Origin of the sequence: Proteiniclasticum ruminis (genome assembly GCF_900115135.1) — a bacterium.
GTDB classification, from domain to species: Bacteria; Bacillota; Clostridia; order Clostridiales; family Clostridiaceae; genus Proteiniclasticum; species Proteiniclasticum ruminis_A.
The window spans coordinates 1-25,287 of the sequence record NZ_FOVK01000010.1 but is presented as its reverse complement, the minus strand read 5'-3'; the positions used below and the strand labels follow the sequence as shown (position 1 = coordinate 25,287).

Genomic DNA, 25,287 nt, shown 5'->3' with positions numbered 1-25,287 from the left:
CAAACGTTACATTTATCTAAGAATTCAATTATACATCCAGGAATCTCTTTAGTGCAATAAAACTACCCAATGCACCAATGACAAGTCCGGTAAGACCAAACTGCCAGGAGAAGCTGTTGAGCACTTCACTGGGCTTCACAAGGCCTGCATAAAAAAGACTCTGCGTGATATCTGCATAGACCAGCTGGTATGCAAAGAAAACCACACCCACAGCAATGATGCCCCCAATGAGTCCCATGATCATTCCTTCAATAAGGAATGGCCATCTGATAAACCAGTCTGTGGCACCGACAAATTTCATGATACCAATCTCTCTTCGTCTGGAATATACCGTCAGCTTGATGGTATTGGAGATCAGGAATAGGGATACCAGCACAAGGATGATGAAAATCACAACACCCATGGTTCGGATGATCTTCGCTAGTCCGATGATTCTTTCCACCGTCTCTCTCTCATTTCCCACATCTTCCACGCCTCTCACCCCAGAAAGGGCTTCTTCCACACGCATGGCCGCCTCAGGTTCTTCCAAACTCACCACAAAGGAATTTGGCAGGGGATTCCGGTCTTCGGAGAATCCGGCAAGAATGGCATTGTCTTCGCCAAGTCTTTCCTTAAACTTGTCAAACGCTTCCTCTTTGGACTCATAGGTAATCTCTTTGACCCCTTCAACACCTTGAAGAATAGTCTCAATATTCGACTGTTCCTGGGTGGTGATCTCATCAATAAGATAGGCTTTGATCTCCACTTTGGACTCCACAGACTCCACACCCATATTGATGGTCTGAGCCACAATCAGAAAGACACCAAAAATAAACAGCGTTGCCGCAACTGTAATGATACTTGCGAAGGTGATGGTCTTATTTCTTTTAAGACTCTTCAGCGCATCTATGATAAACATCTTAAACTTCTGCATTGAACTCGTACCTGCCCTTCTTTTCGTCTCGAACGATTCTACCCTTTTCCAAGGCGATTACTCTTCTCTTGCTGGAGTCTACAATATCTTTAGCATGGGTTGCCATAAGTACTGTTGTTCCTGCCTTGTTGATATCCATGATGAGTCTCATGATATCCTTGGCTGTTTCAGGGTCCAGATTTCCCGTTGGCTCATCCGCAATGAGTACTGTGGGATTATTTGCGATGGCTCTGGCAAGGGATACTCTCTGCTGCTCTCCACCGGACAGTTCATTGGGAAAACTCTTGGATCTGTCGGAAAGTCCGACCAGAGCCAGTACCATAGGTACGCGTCTTCTGATTTCTTTGGGGGTAGCATCTATGACTCTCATGGCGAAAGCCACATTTTCATATACATTCAGTGTAGGAATCAGGCGGTAATCCTGAAACACCATACCGATTTTTCTTCTATAGTACGGAATATCCTTCTTTGTGACATTTCTGAGGCTCTTGGTTCCTACCACAACCTCTCCCATGGTCGGTTCAATCTCTTTCAAAAGCATTTTGATAAAAGTGGATTTACCCGCGCCGCTGGCACCCACGAGAAACACAAACTCGCCGGGCTCAATCTTTATACTTATGTCATTTAATGCTACTACATGATTGTCATATTTTTTGGTTACATTCTTAAATTCAATCATTTTACATCTCCCAAAGTTTCTTTTTTGCATAATGAAGCTTCCCCTTCACTATGCTGTCCATCAGCACATCTGACTTCAGCTGGTGCTGAAGTGATTCACGTCTTCACGATTATACATTATGTCATAACCATGTGAAGATTTTATGAAGAAGCATAGGTGCATGCTATCACTTGAGCCTCTTAGAGTTTGATATCAATAAAGCCCTCACCGAGCACTTCGTGGACTTCATTGACGGAGATGAAGGCCCTTGGATCAATTTCCTTGATGAAACCTCTAAGTCTAATATATTCTCTTCTGCTTAAAATTACATAAAGCACCTGAATGTCCTCTGAGGTATACCCGCCATATCCATTGAGCACCGTACAGGATTTATCCAGCTCCTCGATGATGAACTTGATGATCTCCTGTTCTTTCTTGCTGATGATCATCAGCTCCTTAGAGGTGTTGAATCCCAGGATCAGCCGGTCAATCAAATTTCCGTTGATGACAATGGCAAGAAGCGCATAGAGTCCTGCAGTGATGCCAAAGGTGGCAATACTTGCAAGTCCTATGATAAAGTCCACCACAAGGAGCGCTTTTCCGATGTCCATGTGGATGTACTTATGAAGAATCTTTGCCAGAATATCTGTGCCGCCTGTGGACGCGCCATAGTTGAACACCATGGCCATACCAATGCCGATGACAAAGGTTCCTACAGCCGCATTGATAAACAAGTCTTCTGTAAGGACGCCAGGAGTAAAAAATGTTTCCATCACCCACATGATTACAGACAGTCCAAAAGAAGCATACAGGGTTTTAGCACCGAATCCACCGCCCACGGTGACAAAAGCCACTGCAAACAGAATCACATTCAGCACTAAAATGATGGCTCCCACAGGAATCATACTCAGAAAGCTGTTGATGATGATGGCAAGACCCGAGACTCCTCCGGCAGCAATGTTGTTTGGAATATGGAAATACTCCAGGCCAAAAGCCACCAGAAAAATACCGATGGTGATCATGATAAAGTCTTTTACGCTAAAATCTTTGACTATTCTTTTCATCCCATAACTCCCTTCTTCTCAGGTTTTCTCTTTGGCAGTGAAAATCCCTGCCCCAGAACTTCCGTGGTGCTTGTGACGGTGACAAAGGCATCCGGATAGAACTCCCTGAGAAACGTCTTTAGATTAACGAACTCTTTCGTAGAGAGCACTGTATAGATCACATAATTGCCTTCTCCAGAGTAGGCACCCTCTCCGGTGAAGATGGTGGCTCCTCTTTCCAGAACATCCACCACATAGGACTTCACTTCTTCTTTGTTTCTGGTGATGATGAAGACCTGTTTCTTCTCATTGAATCCGCCAACGACTCTGTCGATGACCACCCCATTGAGGAAAGTGGCAAGACCTGCATAGAGTCCCCGTTCAATCCCAAAAAACGCTGCCACGAGAACCACCACCAGTAGATCGATGATGGTCATGGAGACGCCCATGGAAAGATTTGTATATTTGTTCAGTATTTTTGCAATGATATCCGTCCCACCCGTGGAAGCATCCTGATTGAAGACCATGCCAAGTCCTGTGCCCAGAAGAAGAATCCCGAGGAGCGTTGCAAGCATCAGATCCCCTGTGACCTTTTCGGGTCGGATGACATTCTCAATGACCCACATGATACCCGACAGAGAAAAACTGGCATAGAGGGTTTTGAAACCGAATCCTCCCCCCAGCAGTTTAAAGGCAAGAAGAAAAAGAATGCCATTAAGCACAATGACGTAGGTGGATACAGAGACGCCCGGGAAAATGGAGTTCAGTATCAGACCGATACCGGACACCCCTCCTGGGGCGATTTGGTTCGGAACAAAAAAGAGCTGGATGGCCACCGCCACCAGAAGAGCTCCAATGGTTATAAGAATATATTCTTTAGATTTTTTCATACGTTCTCCTACACATAAACTTTACTTTGAATCTCTTTCCCCTCACTGAGGTAGACCCTGGGTACTCTTTTTGAAACAGCACAAGTAATCTCATAATTAATGGTACCAAGAATCCTTGCCATATCATCGGCATTAAAGACCACACTGCCTTCTTCTCCCATGAGCGTTACAGTATCCAGACGCTTCACATCCGGAACTTCGGTCACGTCCACCATGATATGATCCATGCAGACAGACCCCACCTGGGGACAGAGTACACCATGCACAATGACTTTCGCTTTGCCAGAAAGATTTCTGAAATAGCCATCCGCATATCCAATGGGAATGGTTGCAATCTTTGTTTCTTCCCGCTCTGTTACAAAGCGGTGTCCGTAACTGATCCCTGTTCCTCTGGGCACCGTCTTCAGCTGCGCAATGGTTCCTTTGAGGCTCATGACCGGTTTCAGGGATAGATTTTCTTTTCTTACCTCATGGGAAGGATGATATCCATAAAGAATGATCCCTGGACGGACACTTTCAAGATACGTCTCCTTAAGGTCGACGATGGCCGCACTGTTGGCCACATGTTCATGCAAAAAATGAACTCCTTGCTCTCGAAGTTCTTCCATGGCTCTATTGTACTTTTCAAGCTGTCTGTACGTAAGGCTCTTATCCTCTTCATCGGAAGCCGCAAAATGCGTGTAGATGCTGTCCATGAAAAGACCTTCCAACTGGCTGATTTTTATGATTTCATCCGTTCCATCCTTCTCTGGAGAATAACCAAGACGTCCAATACCTGTATCAAGAGAAATCAGCACCTTTGCTTTTTTCCCCTGCCTCAGTGCCTCCTCATGAAGAATCACCGCATCGTCATAATTTACCATATGAAGTGTCAAGTCTTCTTTGACTGCCTCCTCATAAAAAACAGGGGGTGTATAGCTCATCACAATGATGTCTTCGCTGATTCCGCTTTTCCTGAGAGCTAGAGCTTCTCCTGCGATGGCGACACCAAAAGCATCCGCTCCATTGTCCAGCATGGTTTTTGCCACCTCTACTGCACCATGCCCATAAGCATCCGCTTTCACAATGGCAATAAGACGGCTGTTTCCAACAAGTTTTTTTATATTTCTTACATTATATGCCAAATGATCCAGATTGATTTCCGCCCATACTGGACGCAGCTTTTCGGTAAACATCAAGCTCAGTATCCTCCCTGTGATGTAAGCGGAAGTTCCACTTCCACCTAAAAATAAATCCATCTTCTATCTTATCATAGGTCTCAATGATGTTTCATCCATTTCTGCGGATATTTTACACATCAGCTTTGGATACCCTTTCTCTGACAATGGTTTTATCCAACAGCTTTTTCAGATACTTGGGTATGTTCTCCACCACTTCGCTGGGTTTCACTGTATATCTCGTTTGCGACAGCTCATCCCCGATGGCCCCATGGATATATACCCCAAGGACGGCTGCATCAAGGGGATGAAGCCCTTGACCTGCAAAGGAAGCGATGATGCCTGTAAGCACATCTCCCATTCCCCCTTGGGCCATGGCCGAAGACCCTGTGGAGTTCACATAGGTCCTTTCCCCATCGGTGACTACGGTATAATATCCCTTCAGCACCACCACAACCCCATGTTTTTTCGCAAAGGATACCGCAGTTTCCAGCCTGTTTTTCTCCAGCTCTTCTTTGGAAACACCGGAAAGAATGGACATCTCTCCTGGATGAGGCGTAATGATCACAGGAAAAGACATCTCTTCAAAAAGATCACATTTTCCCACCATCGCCCGAAGGCCATCGGCGTCCAGCACCAGTGTTTTTCGGCTTTCTTTTTCTTCCTGAAGTGTTTTTACCGTCCTTAAGAGCATTTTGTACACATCCCGATGCTGTCCAAGACCTGGTCCAAAGGCTACCGCCTGGGCACTGCGCACCCCACTTTCCAGTTTTTCCAGAGGAAGGCTCATAACTTCCGTGAGCCGCGGTACAAGGATTCCTAAGGTTTCATCAAAGGAAGTAAGGACCACTAATCCGGAGCCTGAGGAAACCGCAGCATCCACACTCAGCATGGCCGCACCCGTGAAGCCTTGTGATCCAGCCACTGCAAGGACTCTTCCGTAGGTGTTCTTATGACCGGTAATTATTCTTCTGGGAAGAAGAGCACATGCAGTTTCTTCCGTAACAAAATATGTGGACTGTGTCATTTCAGCTTTCAGCTTCTTTGGTATACCCACAGATTCTAAAAGGACCTCTCCAAGATATGGCATGGCCTCATAGGAAAAAAAACCTTTCTTATATGCTTCAAAAGTCACAGTTCTGTTTGCTTGAACCGTATAAGGAGAAGGAGTCCCTTGATCAGGCAGTAGGCCTGACGGAACATCCACCGCCATGACTTTCTCCTGATACTCATTGACCATGTCAATGACAAGGCCTAGGAAGGGAGGCATTTCTCCGTGAAACCCTGTGCCGTATACTGCATCCACAATAAGATCCGCATCACCAAGGGCCTCCTGAAAACTCCAAAGGTCCTCCTCTTCCTTGAGTATCGTCATTGGGATTTCCATGTTCTGTGCCATCTGATAAAATACAGATGCATCTCCATTGATTTTATCCGCATCATCCAGAAGATAAAGATCCACCTCTTTGCCCATCTGAAACAGTTTAATGGCTAGAGCAATGCCATCGCCACCATTATTTCCGCGCCCGCATAGGATCACCGCATAGGACAAAGAAGGATTGATATGGCGCAGTAAAGAAGAGGCTGCTGCCTCCATGAGGAGGATTCCCGGTATCCCATATTCTGTGATGGCTCTCTCATCCATGGACCGTAAGGTTTTGACATCCATAATCTCCATATGTTCAGACCTCCTCAATAATGACCATGGCAATGGCTCTTTCCTTGTCATGGGACAAAGAAAGATGTACTGCCATTTTTTTATCTCCATACACTCTCTTCAGGTGTGGAGATAGAAGCTCCATATTGAAATACGGTTTTCCGAGCTCATCTTTCAGAACTTCCATCTCCACAAAAGAAATGCCTCTGATTCCTGTGCCTAAAGCTTTAGAACAGGCTTCTTTTGCTGCAAAACATCCAGCTAGACTTGCTTTATTGAGCTCACCAATGCGCTCGATCTCCTTCGACGTAAAGACACGTTCTTTTTTCTTTCTTGTGGAGAAGGTCTTCGCTACCCGCTCAATCTCAATAATATCGACACCAGAACCTAGAATCATCATTTCTCCCACCTTTCATTTCTATCATTATATCGTTTCAAAGTTCATGAAAGTAGCATTCTCTCTCCATAGCGGAAAATTATTCTCAAAAAGTTCATAAACCCATGAGCATCGTAGAGCGTTCCATGGAAAACTCCAATAAAAAAGACCCGGCATCCCGGGTCCAAGGATCAGTCATTGGCTTCACTCTCTTCTGAAGACTCCAACTGATTTTTCAGTTTCTGAAATTTCCCTTCTGTTCTGCTTAAGGGAGCGGATTCATGTACGTCCTCTTTCTTTTCTGGTTTCCTGTTCATTCTCCCTCGTCTCCAGTCCCTGATGCTGCGAAGATAAGGCCGTTCCACCTTTCTGTATATAATAAGATACGCATTGAGTTCAGCCCCCAGAACCATGATGCTGGATGTGAGCAGAAGCCAAAGAAGAAGACCGATGACCGCACCTAAAGTGCCATAGAACCTGGAGTAATTGGCAAAATTATTAATGTAGTACTGGAATCCCAGAGTAGCCAAAATCCAGACCAGTGTGGAAAACACCGCACCGGGATACGCATATCTGAACCGGATGCTTTTCACCGGAATAAACATATAGGCTAGAATGAGAATCCCCAATATGAGCCCTACAGGCAGAAGTATTCTGATGAGGGTTATGAATCCTTCGGTGGGAAAATGAGGGAAATAACTGGAGATGATGTTGAGAATCGTTCTGCCAAAAACAATACCGACCAAAGCCACTAGGATGGCAAAGGCCAGCTGCACCACCCAGAGGAAGGATACCACATACTTCTTTATAATATTGCGGTCCTCCTTAAAATCCATGGCCCGGTTCATGGCAATCATAAAAGCCCGGAAACCTCCAGACGCTGTATAAACCGCTGCAAAGATCGATGCTGTCAGAAGGCTCCCCCTCTGAACCAGAACCAGATCCAGCACCGGACCGCTGATGAGCTCATAAATCTCTTTGGGCAGTGAATTCTCCATGAGATTAAGAATATATCCCGCATCCAGACCCAGGTAAGCAATCACGGATAAAAGGAAAATCAGAAATGGAAAAATGGACAGAAGAAGCCCATAGGTCAGTCTGTATGCATAGACCATGCTCTCGTCTGCACCTACTTTTTTAATGAATCCCAGGATGAAATCTATAACTTTCTTCATCTTTTCACTTCCTTTTTTTCCAGAATCACGAAAATATAGTTCCATTATACTACAGATACGTCCTTTCCATCTTTCTCTTCCGTAAACAAAAGGAGAAAAAGACATGAACGAAAAAAGGCTCTTGAATCCGGATTTCCGGATTCAAGAGCCCTTTAACAGAATTATGCGATGAGTTCCTCTTCACGGTTGATGGATGCTGACTCGATGTCCACCAGCTCCTTCTCTCCGTCAAAGAGAACATTCTTGGAAATGATGGCACTCATGAGCGCCTCCACCTCCTCATCCAAAATATCCTCACGGACCTTTGGAAGTCTCAAGTTCCACTTCTTGCCTTCTTTTGTCAGGAATGTCATGGTTAATGTGTTCATACTGCCTTACCTCCTACACTAATTGAATTTTGCTGGTTTCCTGAACTGAAACCCCTTCAAAGGTCTGTTCAGAAAGATCCGCAATGAGCATAGCCACCTCATGAATGTCTTCTGCGAGAGCAGTAACCTTGAAGTTTTTGATTCTTCTCAGTTCCCCCACATTCTTCCCCTGGTCGTTCAGCCTCGTAAAGGTAAGAATAAGCTCCTTGGTCTGTAGTTCTTGTGATACTGTCATATTTACCAACCCCTTTCACTACTGAATTATGCAGTTTAGTCAAAAAGAGCAAAGCTTTTTTGAAAAAAGTGAATAAAATTTACACCAGATGCTATACTGAAGATAATATCAATTGAGAAAAAAGGAGTCTTCTATGCTAGAACTTAAAAATGAACACCTCACCGCAACCTTTTTAACCACAGGCGCTGAACTGATTTCTCTAAAAGACACCAAGGGAACCGAATACCTCATGAGAGATGAAAGATACTGGGGCTATACCGCTCCCCATCTGTTTCCTGTCATTGGGATGCTTCAGGATTCCACGCTTCGTCATGAGGGCAAGGACTATCCTCAGAAACGGCACGGCTTTGCCAGAAACATGGAGTTTCAGGTAACCTCTCAGGATGAAGATACCTTGGTATTTGATCTCATCTCCAGCGAAAAAACAAAGTCCCTTTATCCCTTTGATTTTTTATTCCGGGTCATCTATACCTTAAAAGACACCGCCCTGACCATCTCCTATCAGGTGGAGAACAGAGGCAGTGAAGTAATGCCCTATTCTGTTGGTGCACACCCCGCTTTCTGGGTCCCTTTCCATAAGGATGGCCAGTTCACAGACTATGCTCTGGTCTTTGAAAAGGAGGAGCATCTTGAACGGGTTCCCATCAATATCGAAACCGGACTCCTGAAAAAGCCAAAAACACCTTTCATGGAGAAAGCTTCCAGAATCCCTCTCCAAAAGAGCCTTTTCAAGGAAGATGCCCTGATCTTCCAGAATCTTGAATCCTCTTATGTCTCTTTGGAGTCTTCCACAAATGAAGGCGCTGTCCGTTTCCATTTCAAGGAATTTCCTTTTCTTGGCATCTGGACCACCGACGATGATGCACCGTTCCTCTGTTTGGAGCCTTGGGCAGGACATGCGGATTATGAAGGGTTCCAGGGGGACTATGTAGAGAAAGAAGATAATGTCCTTCTAGACCAAAACGAATCCAGAACCTTCTCCTATACCATTGAAATCCGATAAACACAAAAGCGGCGCCGGTCCCCAAAAAAGGACTGTGCACCGCTTTTTTCATATAGTTTATGATTGTCAGTCTTCCTCATCCAAGAGATATTTGAGACGAACCACAGCTTTGGTGATTTTCTGATACCTTTTGAAGTTCTCTTCATACAGAAAAACCTCTTCACCCGGCAAAACCATCTCCATCTTCTTCGTGTTCAGCCTTATGGCTGCTCCACCCAGACGGACAGCCCCCAAAGCAGAGCTGCCGGCTGCATCCACTCTTTGCACTTCACGTCCCATGACTTCAGCAAGAATTTTAACCATCTCCTGGTTCTCAAAGACTCCGCCAGACACTTTAAGGCGTCTTACCTTCCCATGAAGCCTTTCAAGCTCTGCCAGCACTTCCTTCAGATTGTAGAAGATTCCTTCCACCGCAGCACGGATGAAATGCTTTTTTCCTGCCCTGGGTGTGATTCCGACAAAACCTGCAAAAAGATGGCCATCATAATAAGGAGCCCGCTCTCCATAAAGGTAGGGAACAAAAATGATCCCCTCTGCACCTGGTTTAGATTCTAATAGATTTTGGGAAAGCTCTCTGTAAAAATGATCCGGATGCTCATAAAAGAGACCGCTGAGATAAGCCAGAATATTTCCTCCGTTATTCACTGCTCCCCCCAGGACATACTGCCCCTTCCTGAGATAATAGCAGAAGGTTTTCCCCTCCGGATGGAGAAGAATCCTGTCAGAGGTGATCCTCACCGCACCGCTGGTGCCAAGGGTCACCGCAGCCTCATAAGGCTCTGTCACCTCCCCGCCAAGATTTGCAAGGCAGCCGTCGGACCCGCCAATGAGAACCTTGCAGCTTAAGGGCAGTTTCGTTCTTGAAAGAGCTTCTGGAGTGCTCACTGAAAACATCTCCTCCACATCCACTGGCCTTGAAAACTGCGAAGGCACCATGGAGATCTCCTTGAGAATCTCCTCATCAAAGACCAGGTTCTGAAGATGAAAAAGCCCTGTGGCGGAGGCTATGGAATAGTCCACCACATATTCTCCAATGAGTCTTCTCATGATGAACTCTTTGATGCCAATGGCCTTCTTGGTTTTTTTCAAAAGGTCCGTATTCTTTTCAAACCAAAGCAGTTTAAAAAATGGGCTCATGGGATGAAGGGGCGTACCTGTTTTCTGGTAAAAAGCTTCTGCATCCCCTCTTTTCTTAAACTCCTTCACAAGTTCTTCAGCGCGGCTGTCAGACCAGAGTATGCTTTTTGTCAGCGGCTGATCTTTTTCATCCATGAGAATCAGGCTATGCATGGCACTGGAAAAAGCCATATAAGCCACATGCTCTCTCTTCTCCTCATGTCTTTCCATGAGATCTTCCAGCGCTTGAAGAAGGCTTTCATACACCTCTTCCGGATCCTGCTCTGCATAGTACGCTTGGCTATGATAGGTATCATACCCTCTACTTATGGAGTCAATATTTTGGAGCGCTTCATCAAAAAGCACTACTTTTGTGCTGGTGGTGCCAATATCTGCACCAATATAATATTTCATCACTTAACATCCTTTTTATGGACCTCATGACCACCAAAAGCATTTCTCAGGGAAGTCACGATTTTTTCTCCGTATTTTTCCTCATCACCTGAAGCATACCGCACCATGAGAGATTGTGCAATCACCGGTATGGACACAAAAAAATAGCCCCTTGCTAAGAAGCAAGAGGCTGAAAAATTAAATCAGTATCCGAAATACGCTCGGATTTTATCTGCGATTCCCTTGGCCATGGCCTTTTGGAACACAGGATCTGTTATTTTGGAAAGATCTTCTGCATTGCTCATATATCCAATTTCAGAAAGCACAGAACGCATTTCTGTCTGCCTCAGCACTGCCAGTGTATGGCCGGAAATGCTGCTGTCGGTTCCATTTCTTCTATCCTGGAATCCCATGGCAATGAAGGACTGCTTAATGGCAGAAGCCACATCCACACTTTCCTTCAGTGTAGACTCAGAGATGCTTGTTACTTTTGTAGATGGATAAATGAGGAAGGCACCCTTTGAGCTCGGATTGCTGTTGTAGTCATGATGGATACTGAAGAACAGATCCGCATGGGCTGCGTTGGCAATTCTTGCCCTTTCATTCAGTTCGATGAAAGTATCATTATTTCTTGTCATGATGGTGTTGTATCCTGCTGCCTTCAGTTCTGCTTCCAGGGCTAAGGCAAACTGCAGCACATACACTTTTTCATAGACATAGCTTCCATTGAGAACACCCCTTGCTCCAGGGTCTTTTCCGCCGTGTCCGGCATCAATGACGATGGTAGGAATCTTCTCTACCTTCAGGACCTTAGTGAACTCCAGTTTCTCTCCACCGTTTCCGGTGACTTCCACACGCAGTGTGTTCTCACCAGGGAAGAGGTTATTTCTTCGGATGAGGTATTCATATCCAGTGTTGGCATTCCCGTCATCGGTTCTTGGCTTGCCGTATACCGCTGTGCCTTGAACTCTTCCGTTCAGATAAACCCTGACATTTTTCACGCCTGTAGCAATCTTCGCGTATCCGGACACTTTGATATCCTCATTCTTATAATTCACCACATCTTTGTTGTCCAAAACACCAACCGGGTCAAAGGTTGGTCTGTTGTAGGTGAAGGAGATGGACTGGGAGGTGCTGCTGCCATCGGACAGCTTGGCTGTTGCTTTTACTGTATTGGTACCATTGACAAAAACATCTTTATTTACTGACAGACTGAATCCTGCTGAAGAAGCATTTGGATATTCTGCATGTGACGCCAGAAGATCATCCCGCTTCTGATTCAGTGTGGCATTTCCAATGGTGATGCCATTGACTGAAATACTGATGCTTTGAAGGGTTCCTTTGGTCAATAGATATCCGGAGATGGTCTGATCTGCGTACTCTTTTGTTCCTGTAGGACCTTCGATCTTCAGCACAGTGTCTACGGCAGGAACTTCAGGAGCCGGTGGCTGTGGTGCTGGTGAAAGCACCTTTGTCAGGTAGTCCACGGATACATATCCCGTCTTCCCATTATAGGTCACTTTCGCCCAGGAGCCTTCAAGTGCTTCTATGGTCAGCTGTGTTCCCTTAGGAATCGTCAGTATAATCCCATGACTTGTTCCAGGTCCCACTCTCATATTGAGGTTGTAGGTGGTCTGACGCACATCCTTCTCTGCAGGAGGTGTCTCGGTTGATGGTGGCGCTGTATAAGGGCTCATATAATTAGTGGAAGCATACCCTACCATTCCATTATAAGTAATCTTCGCCCATTTTCCTGTAAGAGCTTCCACTGTAACAATGGTCCCCTTCGGCAGAACCGTCAGCACCTTTGATGCACCATCGGCAGCTTCTCTCATGTTGAGATTTCCAGTGATGATTCTTTGGTCTTTCTCTGTCACAGGCACTTCAACCGGTGGGGTTGGAGTCGGATCCGGCGTTGGCGTAGGATCCGGCGTTGGCGTAGGATCCGGCGTTGGCGTAGGATCCGGCGTTGGCGTAGGATCCGGCGTTGGTGTCGGTTCTGGAGTTGGCGTTGGTGCCGGCGCTGCAGCAAGTTTCTTTAAATAACTGGTAGAAGAAAATCCTTCTGTTCCATTATACCTGAGCTTTGCCCAGCCATTGCTCTCACTAAGAACTGTCACCTTACTGCCTTTTGGCATGGTAAGGATGATTCTGCCACTTACGCTGGCTGTACTTCTGAGATTCAGATTTGCAGTTGTTTCCCGCTCATCTGTTCCTACAACAGGTCCCGGATTCGGGTTCGTAGGTGTGGATGGCTGACTGACAGCAACTTTTTCCAAATAATTGGTGGAAACATATCCTGTGCTTCCCGCATAGCTCACCTTAGCCCAAGTGCCACTCAGTGCTTCTACGGTAAGTGTTGTTCCACTTGGTATGACGCGGATGACACTGCTTGTCGTTCCAGGTCCAGTTCTCATATTGAGATTTCCTGTGGTTTTTCTTGTGTCCTGTTCCCCTGAGGTTGGTGGGGTTGGAGTCGGAGTTGGGGCAGGTGCTGGAGTAGTGCTTACCGCTTGCAGATAGCTTGTGGAAACATATCCTGTTTTCCCTCCGTATGATACCTTGGCCCATCCGCTGGACTGACTCTCCACAGTCAGAGAGGTTCCTTTGGGTATGGTAAGTAATATTGAATTATTAGTTCCTGCGCCACTGCGCATATTAAGATTTGCGGTTGTCTTTCTTACATCAGTCCCAGCCGCTGGCGTTGAAGGCGTTTCGGGTACTCCGGTCTGAGGTGGAGTAGTTACAGGTGAAGACACAGTGACCGCTTTCAGATAATTGGTGCTGACATACCCAGTTCTGCCACCATAGGAAACTTTTGCCCATACACCTGAAAGACTCTCAATCTTTACTCTTGTGCCTTTTGGAATGGTCAAAAGAATTCTGGCATTGAGTGTTCCGCTCTCCCTCATATTGAGGTTGGCTGTGGTCTCTCGAGTGTCACCTGCAGTCTGAGCTGGCGCTGAGGGTGCAGAAGGTGTCTGAGAAGCACCTGCTGCTTCAAACTTCACATAAGCAGGGTTTGCACTTATATAGAGACCGTTGGAGAGCTTATACATTTCTCTGCCATCAATCGAATGTTTTTCCACCACATCAAACGTTGTTCCATTACTATAAGTTCTCGTTTTTGCATTCCAGTCAGGTGCGTTATATGCCCATAAGGAAAACGCGGTTACAGTCAGTTTTCCAGTCTGTGAGTTGACGATTGCTGCCTCAACTGTGAAATCCATCACATGTGAGGGTAAAGCTAACGACGATAAACTGATGGTCAGTGCAATTCCTGTCTGCAAAAGAACCTTCTTTGTCTTTTTGCTTAACATACTCGACCTCCTTTGATTTCATTTTGATTTCTACTATATGTTATAATTATTTCATAAGTTGTGTCAATAAATTAAACTGTATTAAAAATATTTCACAATTGGCCCTGGGAATCCTTACTTAAATTCAGCCCAAGGCAGAAGAGGAAGCCACTCCTCAGGCAGCAGTTTTTTATATTGAGCCCAGTTATATCTGAGATCCATAAGAAGAACCATCCCCTCATCTTCCTCAGAACGGATGACTCTTCCAGCAGCCTGCAGAATCCTGTTGATACCCGGATAGATATAGGCATACTCAAATCCGCAGTTCTCCTTAGAAAAGTATTCTTTTATAAGATCCCTTTCATAAGACACCTGAGGATACCCTACAGAAACAACCGACGCACCGACAAGTGCCTCTCCCTGCAGGTCAATCCCTTCGGAAAAAATACCGCCAAGGACCATGAACGCAAGAAAACTCTTCTCTCTCTCCTGATAAAATAGCCCCAATACATCTTCCCGCTCTTTCTCCGTCAGGCTCGGTTCCTGAATATACACTTCATGAGTTCCGCCATACTTCTCTTCATAAGCCTCATACACATCTCTCATATATTTATAGGAAGGAAAAAATGCGATATAATTCCCTTTCTTCTTTGAAGCCATCCGTTCCAGGTTCTCGGCAATGGCGGTATAACTGTCTTCTCGTTTGGAGAATCTAGTATCCACCGCAGCATCAAGGAACACCCGAAGCTTCTCTTTGTCAAAGGGAGACCGAAGGGTTCGCCTAAAGTCCCCTTCCTCACCACCTAAAACATCGAAATAGTAATTCATAGGCGAAAGAGTCGCAGAAAACAGCACCGACGCTTTGGCCCTCTTGAACACCTCTACCAGCACATCTCTTGGGTCCACACAGAAGAGTTTGATTCTCACATTGGTTCCATAGGTTTCTTCATAGGTCACATACCCTTCATCATAAAGCTCTGAGATATTGAGAAAGGTGTTTACTGCGAAAAAGAAGTCCACAATCTTCTCTCTACCTTCAAACTCCTCCTGCACTTCTTTCTGAAAAATCTCAAATCCCTGCAGAAAATCTTTAAGAAGAAAAACAAGATCGTCTGAAACACCAAAATAGGTATGCTTTCCTCCTCTTTCCTCCAGTGCTTTTCGCATATCAATGAACTTTTCATTGATCTTCTTCAGAGGTCTTTTCAGATAGCTGTACTTGTCCGCAGCTTTTTTTGCTTCCATCAGCAGCTCCTTGGTAAGCTCAGCGGAGTACATGTCTCTGGCCCGATCCACCAGATTGTGCGCCTCATCCACAAGAAAAATGTAATTTTCTTTCACGTCCAAAAAAAATCTTTTAAGATAAACCCTAGGATCAAACACATAATTGTAATCGCCTATGATGAGGTCACTGAAATAGGCAAGGTCCAAAGACAGTTCAAAGGGACATACCCGATATTCCTTGGCATAAGCAACAATCATCTCTTTTGTATAGCGCTTCTCTTTTTTCAGAATGGCCAATATACAGTCGTTTACCCTGTCATAGTGGCCCTTTGCCATTTCACAATGGTCTGGATGACAGTTCACTTCATCGTTGATGCAGATCTTCTCTTTACTCGTCAGAGTCAGAAATTTTACCTGTCCCCCTTTTTTCTCAAGGATAGACATGGTCTCCTCCGCAACAGTTTTCAGTGTTCCTTTCGCGGTGAGGTAAAAGATTTTATCCGCCTCACCTTCTCCCAACGCTTTCACAGCAGGGAACAATGTAGAGATGGTCTTCCCAATTCCGGTGGGGGCTTTTGCAAAGAGCTTTCCACCCTGACGCATGGTACGGTACACATCCACGGCAAGATCCCTCTGACCTTCACGGTACCGGCTGAAAGGAAATCCTAGAGACTTCAAAGACCTGTTTCTTTCTTCTTTCCAGTGGATATCTTCTCTGACGAATTTGAGATACTCTTCTATGGTCTGATCTACAAATGTCTTAAGTTCCTGTATGGTATATCTTCTTTCAAAGGTCCTGGAGATTTCAGTTTCCAAATTATGATATGTAAGAAGAAGTAGGATCTCTTCCAGCTCCTCTTCCTCCATATGCATAAATCCATAGAACATCACCTGAGCCCAATGAAGAAAATTATACTCCTCTGTCAGTTCTTCCAATGGCATGTAGGTGGATTTGATCTCTTCGATATAGGAACGTGGAACGATTCCATCCGCACGCCCATCTACAATGAACATCATGTCCTCTTTTTGCACAGAATATTTGAAATACCTTTCTTTCTCATAAGAAGCATCTTCTTTCTGTCTCTGCTTCTGGATCTTTACATGTGCCCGGGTTCCCTCTTCCATACGGCTTGGACTGGATCCCATACTCGAAGAGATGATATCACCATAACGGTGCACAAATTCAATTAAGTTTCTGACAGATATCTTGATTTCCATTGATTGACTCCCGGTTTCATTCGTTACGTATACACTGATTATAGCACTATTTACTGCAGTTCAACTTGTGGGTGCCAAAAACCTTGAGAGAATTGAAAAAAGCCCCAGATTCTCTCTGAGGCTTTCTCCTGTTTAATTTGATTTCCATGGAATTTTAGGTGGTTTTTTCCAGTGCTCCTGTCAATTTGTTGATACTGACCGTCAGATTCTCCATTTTCCCTTCAATTCTTGTAAGAAGATAAATGGACACAACCATCGGAAAACCAACATTAGCTGCAGCTTCCAGTAAAACATCCACATCAATCACCCCTAACTGAACTATGCAGAAATGATCGAAATAGCTGATTAATCCAAAAGCCTCTTTGCTGTATTTTTGATGAAACTCGCTTGAGCAACAAGGGCAAGCACAGAAATGAAGACAAATATTCTTTCTTTATCCTCATCTCTAATATGAAGCTTCGCCACAATACTTCTTAGCCTTTCTTCATCCATGATCATTGTATTGGGATTATTCGCCTGGTCATTGATGATCTCATAGAAGAGCTCATAGGCTGTTTCCCAGGAAATAATATCATCTTCCCTATTGTTGATGTCATTGAACGCAAGGCGGAAAACCTTCTTGATTTCATCTGTACTCAACACTGGCCTCATGTAGCTCACAAAAACCAGCTGAATCAGATGAAGCTTCGTATACCCTTTCTTTTTGCCCTGATATGGTTTGGCAATGACCTCGCTCTTGATATAATTCTGAATGATATTGATGGTATAGGTATCATCATTCATAAGATCTTCGATGAACTCGATGACTTGAGAGAGAAAAAGGTCATACTTCGGAAAAGCGTCCAAAGACATGATACTGTTGATGGCCTTGGATTTTACAGAGTCCTCAATACTGAGAGAAGCTTTGTTCTGTGGATCGAACATGGATTCACTTCCTTTACATTCATGGTATTTAACTCTATTATAAGTTATTTAATACCATATAGCAAAGAGTTTTTAAGTCCAATTTTTACTTTACTGCATTTCTGTTGTTTATATCATTCCAGCTCCAGGCTTTCTTTATAGACTTCTTTTTTCGGCATCCCTCTTAAGTCCGCCACCACTTTCACAGCATCCTTTTTACTCATCCCATTTTCAATGAACTGAAGCAGATGCTCCTTTATGGTAAGATGCGCATACAGACTTTCTTTTTCCATCTGCTGTGCTTCCTGACTCATTCCTTCCACAACAAGAACAAATTCCCCTTTGGGTGTCCTGTCTTTATATGTTTCCAGCACTTCTTGAACCGTTCCCCTCTGATGCTCTTCATAAAGCTTGGTCAGTTCTCTGGACAATGAAACCTTTCTTTCACCAAACACCTCCTGGACCGCCTCCAATGTATCCAGGATTCGGTGGGGTGCTTCATAAAGTATCAGTGTCTCTTCACGATCCCGGTACTTCAGGAGTTCATCCCGCTTCTTTTTCCTGGCTTTATCCAAAAAACCGATGAAGGTGAATCTAGATGTGTCAAGACCAGAGGACACCAGTGCATTAATCAGTGCTGAAGGACCTGGAAGCACATTCACTTCGATCCCTCTTTCGATGGCCTTTCTGACAAGCACTGATCCTGGATCTGATATTCCAGGCATCCCTGCATCTGAAACCAGTGCAATGGTCTCCCCGCTTTCGACCTTATCCAGAATCTCTTCAGACACACCCATTTCGTTATGTTCACGATAACTGAGCAGAGGTTTTCTGATTTCATAGCGGTTCAGAAGTTTTGAAGTGACCCTGGTGTCCTCACAGGCGATGCGGTCTGCTTCCTGAAGCACTTCCAGCACTCTGAAGGAAAGATCCTTTAAATTTCCAATGGGTGTAGGTACAATGTATAGCTTGCTCATCTTCTTTCATCTCCATAAATTCTTCGGATTTCTTCTGAATAATTTCCTTCATCATCATAAATAAATAAAGGGGCTTCTACCTTGAGAAACGCACCACCATCTCTGACACCTTCGATGAGAACCATCGTCGGAGGCTTTTTGGTGTTCGGATAAACCAATCGGATCCGTTTAGGCTCAATTCTATATTTTCTCATGAGTGAGATTATATCCGCCAGTCTTTCCGGACGATGGATCATATACAGCCTTCCTTGGTCTTTCAAGGCTGTCCTAGCGGCTTCTATCAGCTCCTCCAGCGTCACTGCTACCTCGTGTCTTGCAATGGTTAATGCATCTTCCTCATTGAGGATGCCGCTGTTCACCTTCTTGTAAGGGGGATTGGCTGTGACCACATGAAAATGTCCTAAAGTCTTCAACAGATTCCGATCTTTGAGATCTCCCAGATGCATCTTCACTTTCTCTTCTATTCCATTCAGTATGATGCTTCTTTCTGCCATCTCTGCAAACTCTTCTTGAATCTCCAGACCATGGATCTCTCCCGCTTCTGTCTTCCCATATAGAAGAATAGGCACAATTCCAGTTCCTGAGCAGAAGTCCATGACCCTGTCTTTTTTTCGGACCTGAGCGAAGTCAGAGAGCAGCACAGCATCCACTCCAAAGCGAAAGCCTTTTTCTTTCTGAATGATTCTAAGCCCCTGTAGATTAAGATCCTCCACAGTCTCTCCCGGTTTTACAAATGACATCTGTTCTCCTCACTTCCTTTTGTACTTCTTTCATTTTATCCTCTCCATTCTCTTTATACAAGAAATAAGGAAAGAGGGGCGGTATTCTGAAGAGAAATAATAAGGTATAATAAGTTTTAGTCAGTATTTCATGCGAGGTTCTTATGATAGAAAAAATAAAAGCTTGGGATGAGCGTGTCATCCTCTATATCAATCGGTATTTGAAACACAAGGTGCTGGATTATTTCTTCATCGCTGTCACATATCTAGGATCTGATGTGTTTGCCATCGGGTTCATTCTGGCCTTTGCCATCCTGCCGGTTTCCACCGTCCAGTCTTTTGCGCTCTATGCTGCGGTGGCCCTCATCTTGTCGGGTCTGACCGTTGGGATCATGAAAAACAGCATCCGAAGAAAACGGCCATTTGAAACACTCATTGAGCTAAAAAGCTTACGAATTGGTGTGGATCAGTTCTCCTTTCCTTCAGGTCATACCACTGCGGCTTTTTCTCTGGCCGTGACTTCAGCCTTAGTCACCCAGGGCAATATCGCATCTTCTGTGTACCTGATTCTTGCACTTCTTGTGGCCATCTCCAGGGTCTATCTTGGGGTACATTATCCATCTGATGTGATTGTTGGAGGAATCATCGGCAGCAGCTATGCTGTGCTCATACATATTATTCGGGAGGTAATTATTGTTGTTTAATGAAATAAAAGGTGTAATATTCGATATGGACGGCACCCTCATCGACTCCATGTGGGTATGGAGAAAGATCGATGAGGACTTCATCCGTGAGAGAGGCATCAATCTTCTGCCGGAAGAGCTCATGGGTAAAATTTCTCATCTCAGCTTCCATGAAACGGCAGAGTTTTTCAAGAGAGAATTCATGCTGCCTGAGTCCGTGGAGGATATCAAAAACCACTGGAACACCATGGCAAGACACGAATACATCCATCATGTCCTGCTGAAAGATCATGCCCTAGAGTTTCTTGAGGCTCTAAAAAAGAAAGGAATCCGTATGGCCATTGCCACCAGCTCCTCAAAAGAGCTCTTGGAAGAAACCATTCATTCCAAAGGCATCGCTCAGTATTTTGATACCATTGTCACCACAGACATGGCTGGAAAAACAAAGATTGAACCCGATGTCTATCTGCTGGCGGCAAAGAATCTTGGACTGAACCCACGTGAGATTGCTGTCTTTGAAGACATTCCTGCAGCAATGATTGGCGCAAAGAAAGCAGGCATGCTGGTCTTTGGAGTCCATGATAAGTTTTCTGAAGACAAGATGGAGGAGATTTTAGGCACTTGCCATCATTACATCCATCACTTTGGAGAACTCCTGCCACATTTGATATAACCCTATTAATGAATAACACCCCACTTTCAAACTGCTTGAAGGTGGGGTGTTTGTTATTCTACTTATTGTATGTTACTGGAAACTTCTCCTGAAGCTCAGTGATGAGCTTTGTATAATACTCCATCTGCTTGTCCTGGAGCATCTTATTCATCACTTCAGACTTCACTTCTTCAAAGCCCAGAGGCTCATTTCCTTTTTTATCTGTGGTCTTGATCACATGATAGCCGAACTGTGTCTTCACAGGCTCTTTGGTCATTTCTCCAACTTCCATGGCGAAAGCTGCATCTTCGAATTCCTTCACCATCATGCCTCTTCCGAATTCTCCCAGGTCTCCTCCTTGCTCACTGGATGGACAGCTGGAATACTCCTTCGCCGCATCCTCAAAAGTCAGCTCACTGGATTCAATCTTTGAGATCAGACCCTTCGCAATCTCTTCGTCATCCACAAGAATATGGCTGGCCTTGATGCTTTCCTGACCCTGATATCTTTCAGGATGAGCAGCATATACTTCCTTGGCTTCATCTTCTTCAATGGTGATGGTGCTTAGAATCTTATTCATGGTAAAGCTGTACTTGATGTCTTTTAGTGCCTGCTCAACCTGTGACATGAACTGTGGATCATTATCCAGTCCAATCTCAGTTCCGAATGCATTGATGAGCTCTACACTGATGAGCTGATCCAAGAGCTGCTTACGGCCATATTCTGATTCAAAATAGCCCCTTCTTTCAGGTGCCAGTGACTGTATTGTTGTGTCCAGAATTTCGTCTGTAATGTCTATGCCATTTACTGTGGCAAGTACTTTGTTCTCCATACTATACTCCTTTAAAGTGAATTCTTTTCTATCTTAACATATTTCTCCAAGGAGTTGAAACCATAAGGTGAAAAATAGCCTGTATCGGGATTTCTTAACCGCCAGTTCATAGTTTTTCACTATACTATGAATCATAGATTTGAACTGAAAGGAGTTTGTACTATGGTTAAACTAAACGAAAAAGCACCCGGCTTCACACTCATGGGTTCTGACGGCAAGGAGCATTCTCTCTCTGACTATCTGGGAAGAAAAGTGATTCTTTATTTCTATCCTAGAGACAACACGCCAGGATGCACTTTGGAAGCAGAGAGTTTTAGAGACAATCATGATGATTATCAAAAAGAGAATGCAGTAGTTCTAGGCATTTCAAGAGATACCCTGGATTCTCATGACAAGTTCATTGATAAGCTGGGACTTCCATTTGTACTTTTGTCTGATACAGAAAGCACCGTATGCACCTTGTATGATGTGCTGAAAGAAAAAAATATGTACGGAAAAAAATCCATTGGAATCGCCAGAAGCACCTTTATCATTGATGAAAAAGGAACCATCATCTATGAAAACCGCAAGGTCAAAGCTGAAGGACATGGTGAGGAAATTAGAGATTTTCTGAACAGCCTCGAGAAATAAGGGTAGCAGCAAATGAAATGAAATTTAAAGGAAGAGATTTCGTCATGAAATCTCTTCCTTTTGATTTTCTTCTAGAATGCGGATCGCTGCAGTTGCCACAAACATCCTTTTTTCTGAAAGCTCCTTCAGATCAAGGACCTCTCTTTTTCCATTATTCGATACCAGAACCTTAAAGTGGTCTGCATATCCCGTCACAGTGACCCAGTGGTTGTACAGACCTTCCCGATACCCTTTTTTCAGCTTCAGTCCAACGATGAGGGGCACAGGATTGTCTCTATCAATATTTCTCTTGATTTCCAGCATGATTCTTCGGAGGCCAAAATTACCGCCTAAAAAGCTATGGATGATGTTCACTCGGATACTCTTTCCTTGTCTCATATAATACCAGTGGGCTGCCAGTTTGAACCGCAGCGCTGTGGTGGGTCCCAATAGATATTTCCGGAACATCTCGTTCTGATCTTTAATCAGCTCTTCCCGTACGTAACTCTTTCCTTCTTTATACGCCACGAAATTATTGAGCGTCACAGATCCGCATCCATATTTTGCCAGGGCTTTTGTCGACAAGTGCTGATTTCCTCCGTAGAGCCCATCAAAGATGCTATGAAAACTCTTGTTTAAAATGGTAAACTCAATGCCATCAACTGTATACTTCACAAAATCACTCCAGAAATTTTTCTTTATCATAACAGAAAGCAGCCTGTCTGTGTCTGATTTTAGAAAATTTTAACTTTGAATCTAAAAAAGGAAGCATTACATGCTCCCTCCTTCATCCTATTCTTCTACTGCTTCCTGAAGAAGCTTTTTAACATAATTTGGCAGTGCAAATGCTGCGCTGTGGATGTCGGTGTTATAGTATCCTGTTTCCAGTCCAAGACTGTTCCACCACTCTTCTTTAAGATCTTTCACCGGGTCCAGTGATTTGGATGCAAATCCAAAGAGCCAGTGACCTGAAGCATAGGTAGGAATGTGCACCTGGTAAACTCTTGCCACCGGAAAAAATTCATGAATTCTCTTATGAGAACGCTTCATGGCTCTCTGGTACTCTTCGTAAAACGGACTCTCATGCTGGTTCACCAAGATTCCATCTTCTGTGAGTGCTTCGTAACAGTTCTTGTAGAACTCCCGTGTGAAGAGGCCTTCTCCTGGACCTATAGGATCCGTGCTGTCCACGATGATCAGATCATACGCATTCTTCTTTTCCTGAACAAACTTCAGTCCGTCCTCAAAATATAGGTGCACCCTCTCATCATCCAGTCCGCTGGTGGAGTTTGGAAAGTACTCACGGCAGATATCCACAACCATCTGGTCGATCTCCACCATGTCAATATTTTCCAAATGTGCGTATCTGGTAAGCTCACGAACTGTTCCACCATCCCCGGCACCGATGACAAGCACATTCCTGATCTTGGGATTTGTAGCCATAGGCACGTGAACAATCATATCATGATAAATGAACTCATCTTTTTCTGTAATCATCACAAGTCCATCTAGTGTAAAAAATCTGCCAAATTCGTTACTTTCAAAGACATCCATTCTCTGAAAGTCGCTTTGTCCGGAATAGAGCTGCTTTTCCACCTTGATGGAAAATTTCGCTTCTTTGCTGTGGTTTTCTGTATACCAAAGTTCCATGGGAACCTCCTTAATCATATATATTTCTTCCGCTGTAGATCTCGATCATTTCTTTTCTGAGGTTGCTGGATATTTCCAAACGTTCTTTTGGCGTGAATTCTCTGATGTCATTTCTGAAAAGATAGTTTTGAAGATTCAGCTCCTTGATCAGCATCTTCGTATGGAAAATATTAGCGTGATACATATTAATGTCATGTGCATCATAAGCTTCTAAGGTCTTTTCCTTGATATAGTCCTGGATGGACCGGATATCATGATCGATGAAGAACTTTCTGCCGTCTTCATCCCGAGTGAATCCTCTCACCCGGTAGTCTATGGAAATGATGTCAGAATCAAAGCTTCCGATAAGATAATCCAGCGCATTCAAGGGTGAAATCTTACCACAGGTGGATACTTCGATATCCACTCTAAAACTTGCAATGGATTTATCAGGATGATACTCCGGATAGGTGTGAACAGTCAGGTGACTCTTATCAAGATGCCCCACCACACTGTCACGTTTCTCATAAAGACTCAGTCCTAAGTTGCAGGAAGGATCCACATGGCGCTCAGCCAAAGGCTCTTCTGAAATAAGTATTGTTACACTTGCTCCTTGAGGATCATAATCCTGTTTGGAGATATTAAGTACGTTCGCCCCAATCATATCCGTCACATCACAGAGGATTTTAGTAAGTCTCTCCGAATTGTACATCTCATCGATATAGTCTACATACTCGCTTTGCTCTTTTTCTGTCTTCGCATAACAGAAATCATAGATATTAAAACTCAGCGTCTTTGTTAGGTTATTGAATCCATACAGTTTTAGTTTGTCTGCCATTTTATTCCCCTTCCTGGCGGCAAAATTTGAACTATTTCAGTGCACTTCAAAAGTAAAATTGAAATTACAGATGTGATTTCTCTTCATTTAAAAAATGCTCTAGGATAGAGTTTACAAGAGGATTGCCTCACTGTCAATATATTTCCGTTAAGTTTTATCAAGTATTTTGTTTAGTATAACTAAACTTTTTGAGGTCTTTTTTCTCATTTTAAAAAATACTTTTTGGGGAGCCTTTGTGTTTCTTGATTCGCGTCGGAAACAGCTTCTGAAAGCACAAAAAAACCACATCAGACGATGTGGTTTTTTGTGGTGGCTTCACTCGGAATCGAACCAAGGACACGTAGATTTTCAGTCTACTGCTCTACCAACTGAGCTATGAAGCCATGGTACATCTGGCGACGACCTACTTTCCCACAGGGCTTCCCCTGCAGTATCATGGGCTCCTTGAGGCTTAACCGTCGTGTTCGGAATGGGAACGGGTGTAACCCTCAGAGATATAGACACCAGATATGTGGTTTTAGAAAGATCTGCATCTTTCAAAACTGCATACAGAGATTGTAAAGAATTTAAGTTGTTCTTTTTTTGATTAAGCCCTCGATCTATTAGTATGAGTAAGCTGAATACATTACTGCACTTACACCTCTCACCTATCAACCTCGTGTTCTTCAAGGGATCTTACTGACTTACGTCATGGGAAATCTTATCTTAGGGTAGGCTTCA

Annotated in this window: 26 protein-coding genes, 1 tRNA gene and 2 rRNA genes; 4 read left to right on the top strand and 25 right to left on the bottom strand. The window is 44.1% G+C overall.

All coding sequences use genetic code 11. From position 1 onward, the window contains the following. Positions 1-28: 28 nt before the first annotated feature. The 10 genes from ftsX to BM243_RS11980 all read right to left on the bottom strand — a co-directional run bounded on the left by ftsX (position 29) and on the right by BM243_RS11980 (position 8,472). On the bottom strand, positions 29-913 hold the full coding sequence (gene ftsX, locus BM243_RS12025; protein ID WP_074912596.1) for a permease-like cell division protein FtsX: 885 nt from the start codon (positions 911-913) through the stop codon (positions 29-31). Beyond that, positions 900-1,592, bottom strand: coding sequence for a cell division ATP-binding protein FtsE (ftsE, locus tag BM243_RS12020; RefSeq protein ID WP_031574610.1), 693 nt, complete (start codon positions 1,590-1,592; stop codon positions 900-902). The genes ftsX and ftsE overlap by 14 nt, the downstream gene beginning before the upstream one ends. A gap of 179 nt (positions 1,593-1,771) precedes the next feature. After that, positions 1,772-2,635 carry a YitT family protein gene (locus tag BM243_RS12015; RefSeq protein ID WP_074912595.1) on the bottom strand — a complete coding sequence of 288 codons (864 nt, stop codon included), beginning with the start codon at positions 2,633-2,635 and terminating at the stop codon, positions 1,772-1,774. Continuing rightward, positions 2,632-3,504 carry a YitT family protein gene (locus BM243_RS12010; protein ID WP_074912594.1) on the bottom strand — a complete coding sequence of 291 codons (873 nt, stop codon included), beginning with the start codon at positions 3,502-3,504 and terminating at the stop codon, positions 2,632-2,634. The genes BM243_RS12015 and BM243_RS12010 overlap by 4 nt, the downstream gene beginning before the upstream one ends. Positions 3,505-3,512: 8 nt before the next feature. Continuing rightward, positions 3,513-4,679 (bottom strand): alanine racemase, encoded by a 1,167-nt coding sequence (gene alr / locus BM243_RS12005; protein ID WP_074912593.1) that lies wholly within the window; start codon positions 4,677-4,679, stop codon positions 3,513-3,515. Between the two features lie 115 nt (positions 4,680-4,794). Next, positions 4,795-6,339, bottom strand: a complete 1,545-nt coding sequence (locus tag BM243_RS12000) for a bifunctional ADP-dependent NAD(P)H-hydrate dehydratase/NAD(P)H-hydrate epimerase (RefSeq protein ID WP_074912592.1) — start codon at positions 6,337-6,339, stop codon at positions 4,795-4,797. A gap of 4 nt (positions 6,340-6,343) precedes the next feature. Continuing rightward, on the bottom strand, positions 6,344-6,718 hold the full coding sequence (acpS, locus tag BM243_RS11995) for a holo-ACP synthase (protein ID WP_242943556.1): 375 nt from the start codon (positions 6,716-6,718) through the stop codon (positions 6,344-6,346). 167 nt (positions 6,719-6,885) lie between these two features. Beyond that, a complete protein-coding gene (locus tag BM243_RS11990; protein WP_177213518.1) occupies positions 6,886-7,869 on the bottom strand; it encodes a YihY/virulence factor BrkB family protein in 984 nt (327 codons plus the stop codon). Between the two features lie 161 nt (positions 7,870-8,030). Further along, entirely contained in the window at positions 8,031-8,237 is a 207-nt protein-coding gene (locus tag BM243_RS11985) for a DUF2922 domain-containing protein (RefSeq protein ID WP_074912589.1), read from the bottom strand. A gap of 13 nt (positions 8,238-8,250) precedes the next feature. After that, positions 8,251-8,472, bottom strand: coding sequence for a DUF1659 domain-containing protein (locus BM243_RS11980; protein ID WP_074912588.1), 222 nt, complete (start codon positions 8,470-8,472; stop codon positions 8,251-8,253). A gap of 133 nt (positions 8,473-8,605) precedes the next feature. On the opposite strand from BM243_RS11980, the gene BM243_RS11975 reads away from it, so the two are divergent. Continuing rightward, complete coding sequence (locus BM243_RS11975; protein WP_074912587.1) at positions 8,606-9,475, top strand: aldose 1-epimerase family protein; 870 nt, start codon at positions 8,606-8,608, stop codon at positions 9,473-9,475. A 66-nt stretch (positions 9,476-9,541) separates the two neighbouring features. Here BM243_RS11975 and BM243_RS11970 read toward each other — a convergent pair whose 3' ends face one another. The 8 genes from BM243_RS11970 to BM243_RS11905 all read right to left on the bottom strand — a co-directional run bounded on the left by BM243_RS11970 (position 9,542) and on the right by BM243_RS11905 (position 19,345). Further along, complete coding sequence (locus tag BM243_RS11970) at positions 9,542-11,005, bottom strand: gluconokinase (RefSeq protein WP_074912586.1); 1,464 nt, start codon at positions 11,003-11,005, stop codon at positions 9,542-9,544. Next, positions 11,005-11,142, bottom strand: a complete 138-nt coding sequence (locus BM243_RS15135) for a hypothetical protein (protein ID WP_207646197.1) — start codon at positions 11,140-11,142, stop codon at positions 11,005-11,007. Before BM243_RS15135 ends, BM243_RS11970 begins: the two co-directional genes overlap by 1 nt. Positions 11,143-11,187: 45 nt before the next feature. Then, entirely contained in the window at positions 11,188-14,304 is a 3,117-nt protein-coding gene (locus BM243_RS15065) for an SH3 domain-containing protein (RefSeq protein ID WP_083422785.1), read from the bottom strand. A gap of 114 nt (positions 14,305-14,418) precedes the next feature. Then, the gene (locus BM243_RS11925; protein ID WP_074912585.1) at positions 14,419-16,725 is read right to left on the bottom strand and encodes an ATP-dependent DNA helicase; all 2,307 of its coding nucleotides are present in this window, start codon (positions 16,723-16,725) and stop codon (positions 14,419-14,421) included. A gap of 154 nt (positions 16,726-16,879) precedes the next feature. Further along, complete coding sequence (locus BM243_RS11920) at positions 16,880-17,023, bottom strand: YvrJ family protein (protein WP_074912584.1); 144 nt, start codon at positions 17,021-17,023, stop codon at positions 16,880-16,882. A gap of 47 nt (positions 17,024-17,070) precedes the next feature. Beyond that, positions 17,071-17,649 carry a DUF1836 domain-containing protein gene (locus BM243_RS11915; protein WP_074912583.1) on the bottom strand — a complete coding sequence of 193 codons (579 nt, stop codon included), beginning with the start codon at positions 17,647-17,649 and terminating at the stop codon, positions 17,071-17,073. Between the two features lie 113 nt (positions 17,650-17,762). Continuing rightward, positions 17,763-18,605 (bottom strand): 16S rRNA (cytidine(1402)-2'-O)-methyltransferase, encoded by an 843-nt coding sequence (rsmI, locus tag BM243_RS11910; protein WP_074912582.1) that lies wholly within the window; start codon positions 18,603-18,605, stop codon positions 17,763-17,765. Then, positions 18,602-19,345, bottom strand: coding sequence for a tRNA1(Val) (adenine(37)-N6)-methyltransferase (locus tag BM243_RS11905; RefSeq protein WP_074912581.1), 744 nt, complete (start codon positions 19,343-19,345; stop codon positions 18,602-18,604). The genes rsmI and BM243_RS11905 overlap by 4 nt, the downstream gene beginning before the upstream one ends. Before the next feature lie 143 nt (positions 19,346-19,488). On the opposite strand from BM243_RS11905, the gene BM243_RS11900 reads away from it, so the two are divergent. Then, positions 19,489-20,028, top strand: coding sequence for a phosphatase PAP2 family protein (locus BM243_RS11900; protein ID WP_074912580.1), 540 nt, complete (start codon positions 19,489-19,491; stop codon positions 20,026-20,028). Beyond that, a complete protein-coding gene (locus BM243_RS11895) occupies positions 20,021-20,680 on the top strand; it encodes an HAD family hydrolase (RefSeq protein WP_074912579.1) in 660 nt (219 codons plus the stop codon). The genes BM243_RS11900 and BM243_RS11895 overlap by 8 nt, the downstream gene beginning before the upstream one ends. Before the next feature lie 58 nt (positions 20,681-20,738). Here the strand turns inward: BM243_RS11895 and BM243_RS11890 are convergent, their stop codons facing one another. Beyond that, complete coding sequence (locus tag BM243_RS11890) at positions 20,739-21,491, bottom strand: peptidylprolyl isomerase (RefSeq protein WP_074912578.1); 753 nt, start codon at positions 21,489-21,491, stop codon at positions 20,739-20,741. 162 nt (positions 21,492-21,653) lie between these two features. Here BM243_RS11890 and BM243_RS11885 point away from each other — a divergent pair, with 162 nt between their 5' ends. After that, positions 21,654-22,121, top strand: coding sequence for a peroxiredoxin (locus tag BM243_RS11885; protein ID WP_074912577.1), 468 nt, complete (start codon positions 21,654-21,656; stop codon positions 22,119-22,121). Positions 22,122-22,163: 42 nt separating this feature from the next. Here BM243_RS11885 and BM243_RS11880 read toward each other — a convergent pair whose 3' ends face one another. The 6 genes from BM243_RS11880 to BM243_RS11855 form a co-directional block, all read right to left on the bottom strand. Next, positions 22,164-22,775 (bottom strand): hypothetical protein, encoded by a 612-nt coding sequence (locus BM243_RS11880; RefSeq protein WP_074912576.1) that lies wholly within the window; start codon positions 22,773-22,775, stop codon positions 22,164-22,166. 117 nt (positions 22,776-22,892) lie between these two features. Continuing rightward, a complete protein-coding gene (gene speE / locus BM243_RS11875; RefSeq protein ID WP_074912575.1) occupies positions 22,893-23,750 on the bottom strand; it encodes a polyamine aminopropyltransferase in 858 nt (285 codons plus the stop codon). Positions 23,751-23,760: 10 nt separating this feature from the next. Next, positions 23,761-24,567 (bottom strand): adenosylmethionine decarboxylase, encoded by an 807-nt coding sequence (gene speD / locus BM243_RS11870; protein ID WP_074912574.1) that lies wholly within the window; start codon positions 24,565-24,567, stop codon positions 23,761-23,763. A 307-nt stretch (positions 24,568-24,874) separates the two neighbouring features. Beyond that, positions 24,875-24,950 (bottom strand) — tRNA-Phe (locus tag BM243_RS11865). 7 nt (positions 24,951-24,957) lie between these two features. Beyond that, a 5S ribosomal RNA gene (gene rrf / locus BM243_RS11860) occupies positions 24,958-25,075 on the bottom strand. 74 nt (positions 25,076-25,149) lie between these two features. Further along, a 23S ribosomal RNA gene (locus BM243_RS11855) occupies positions 25,150-25,287 on the bottom strand; the annotation flags it as partial.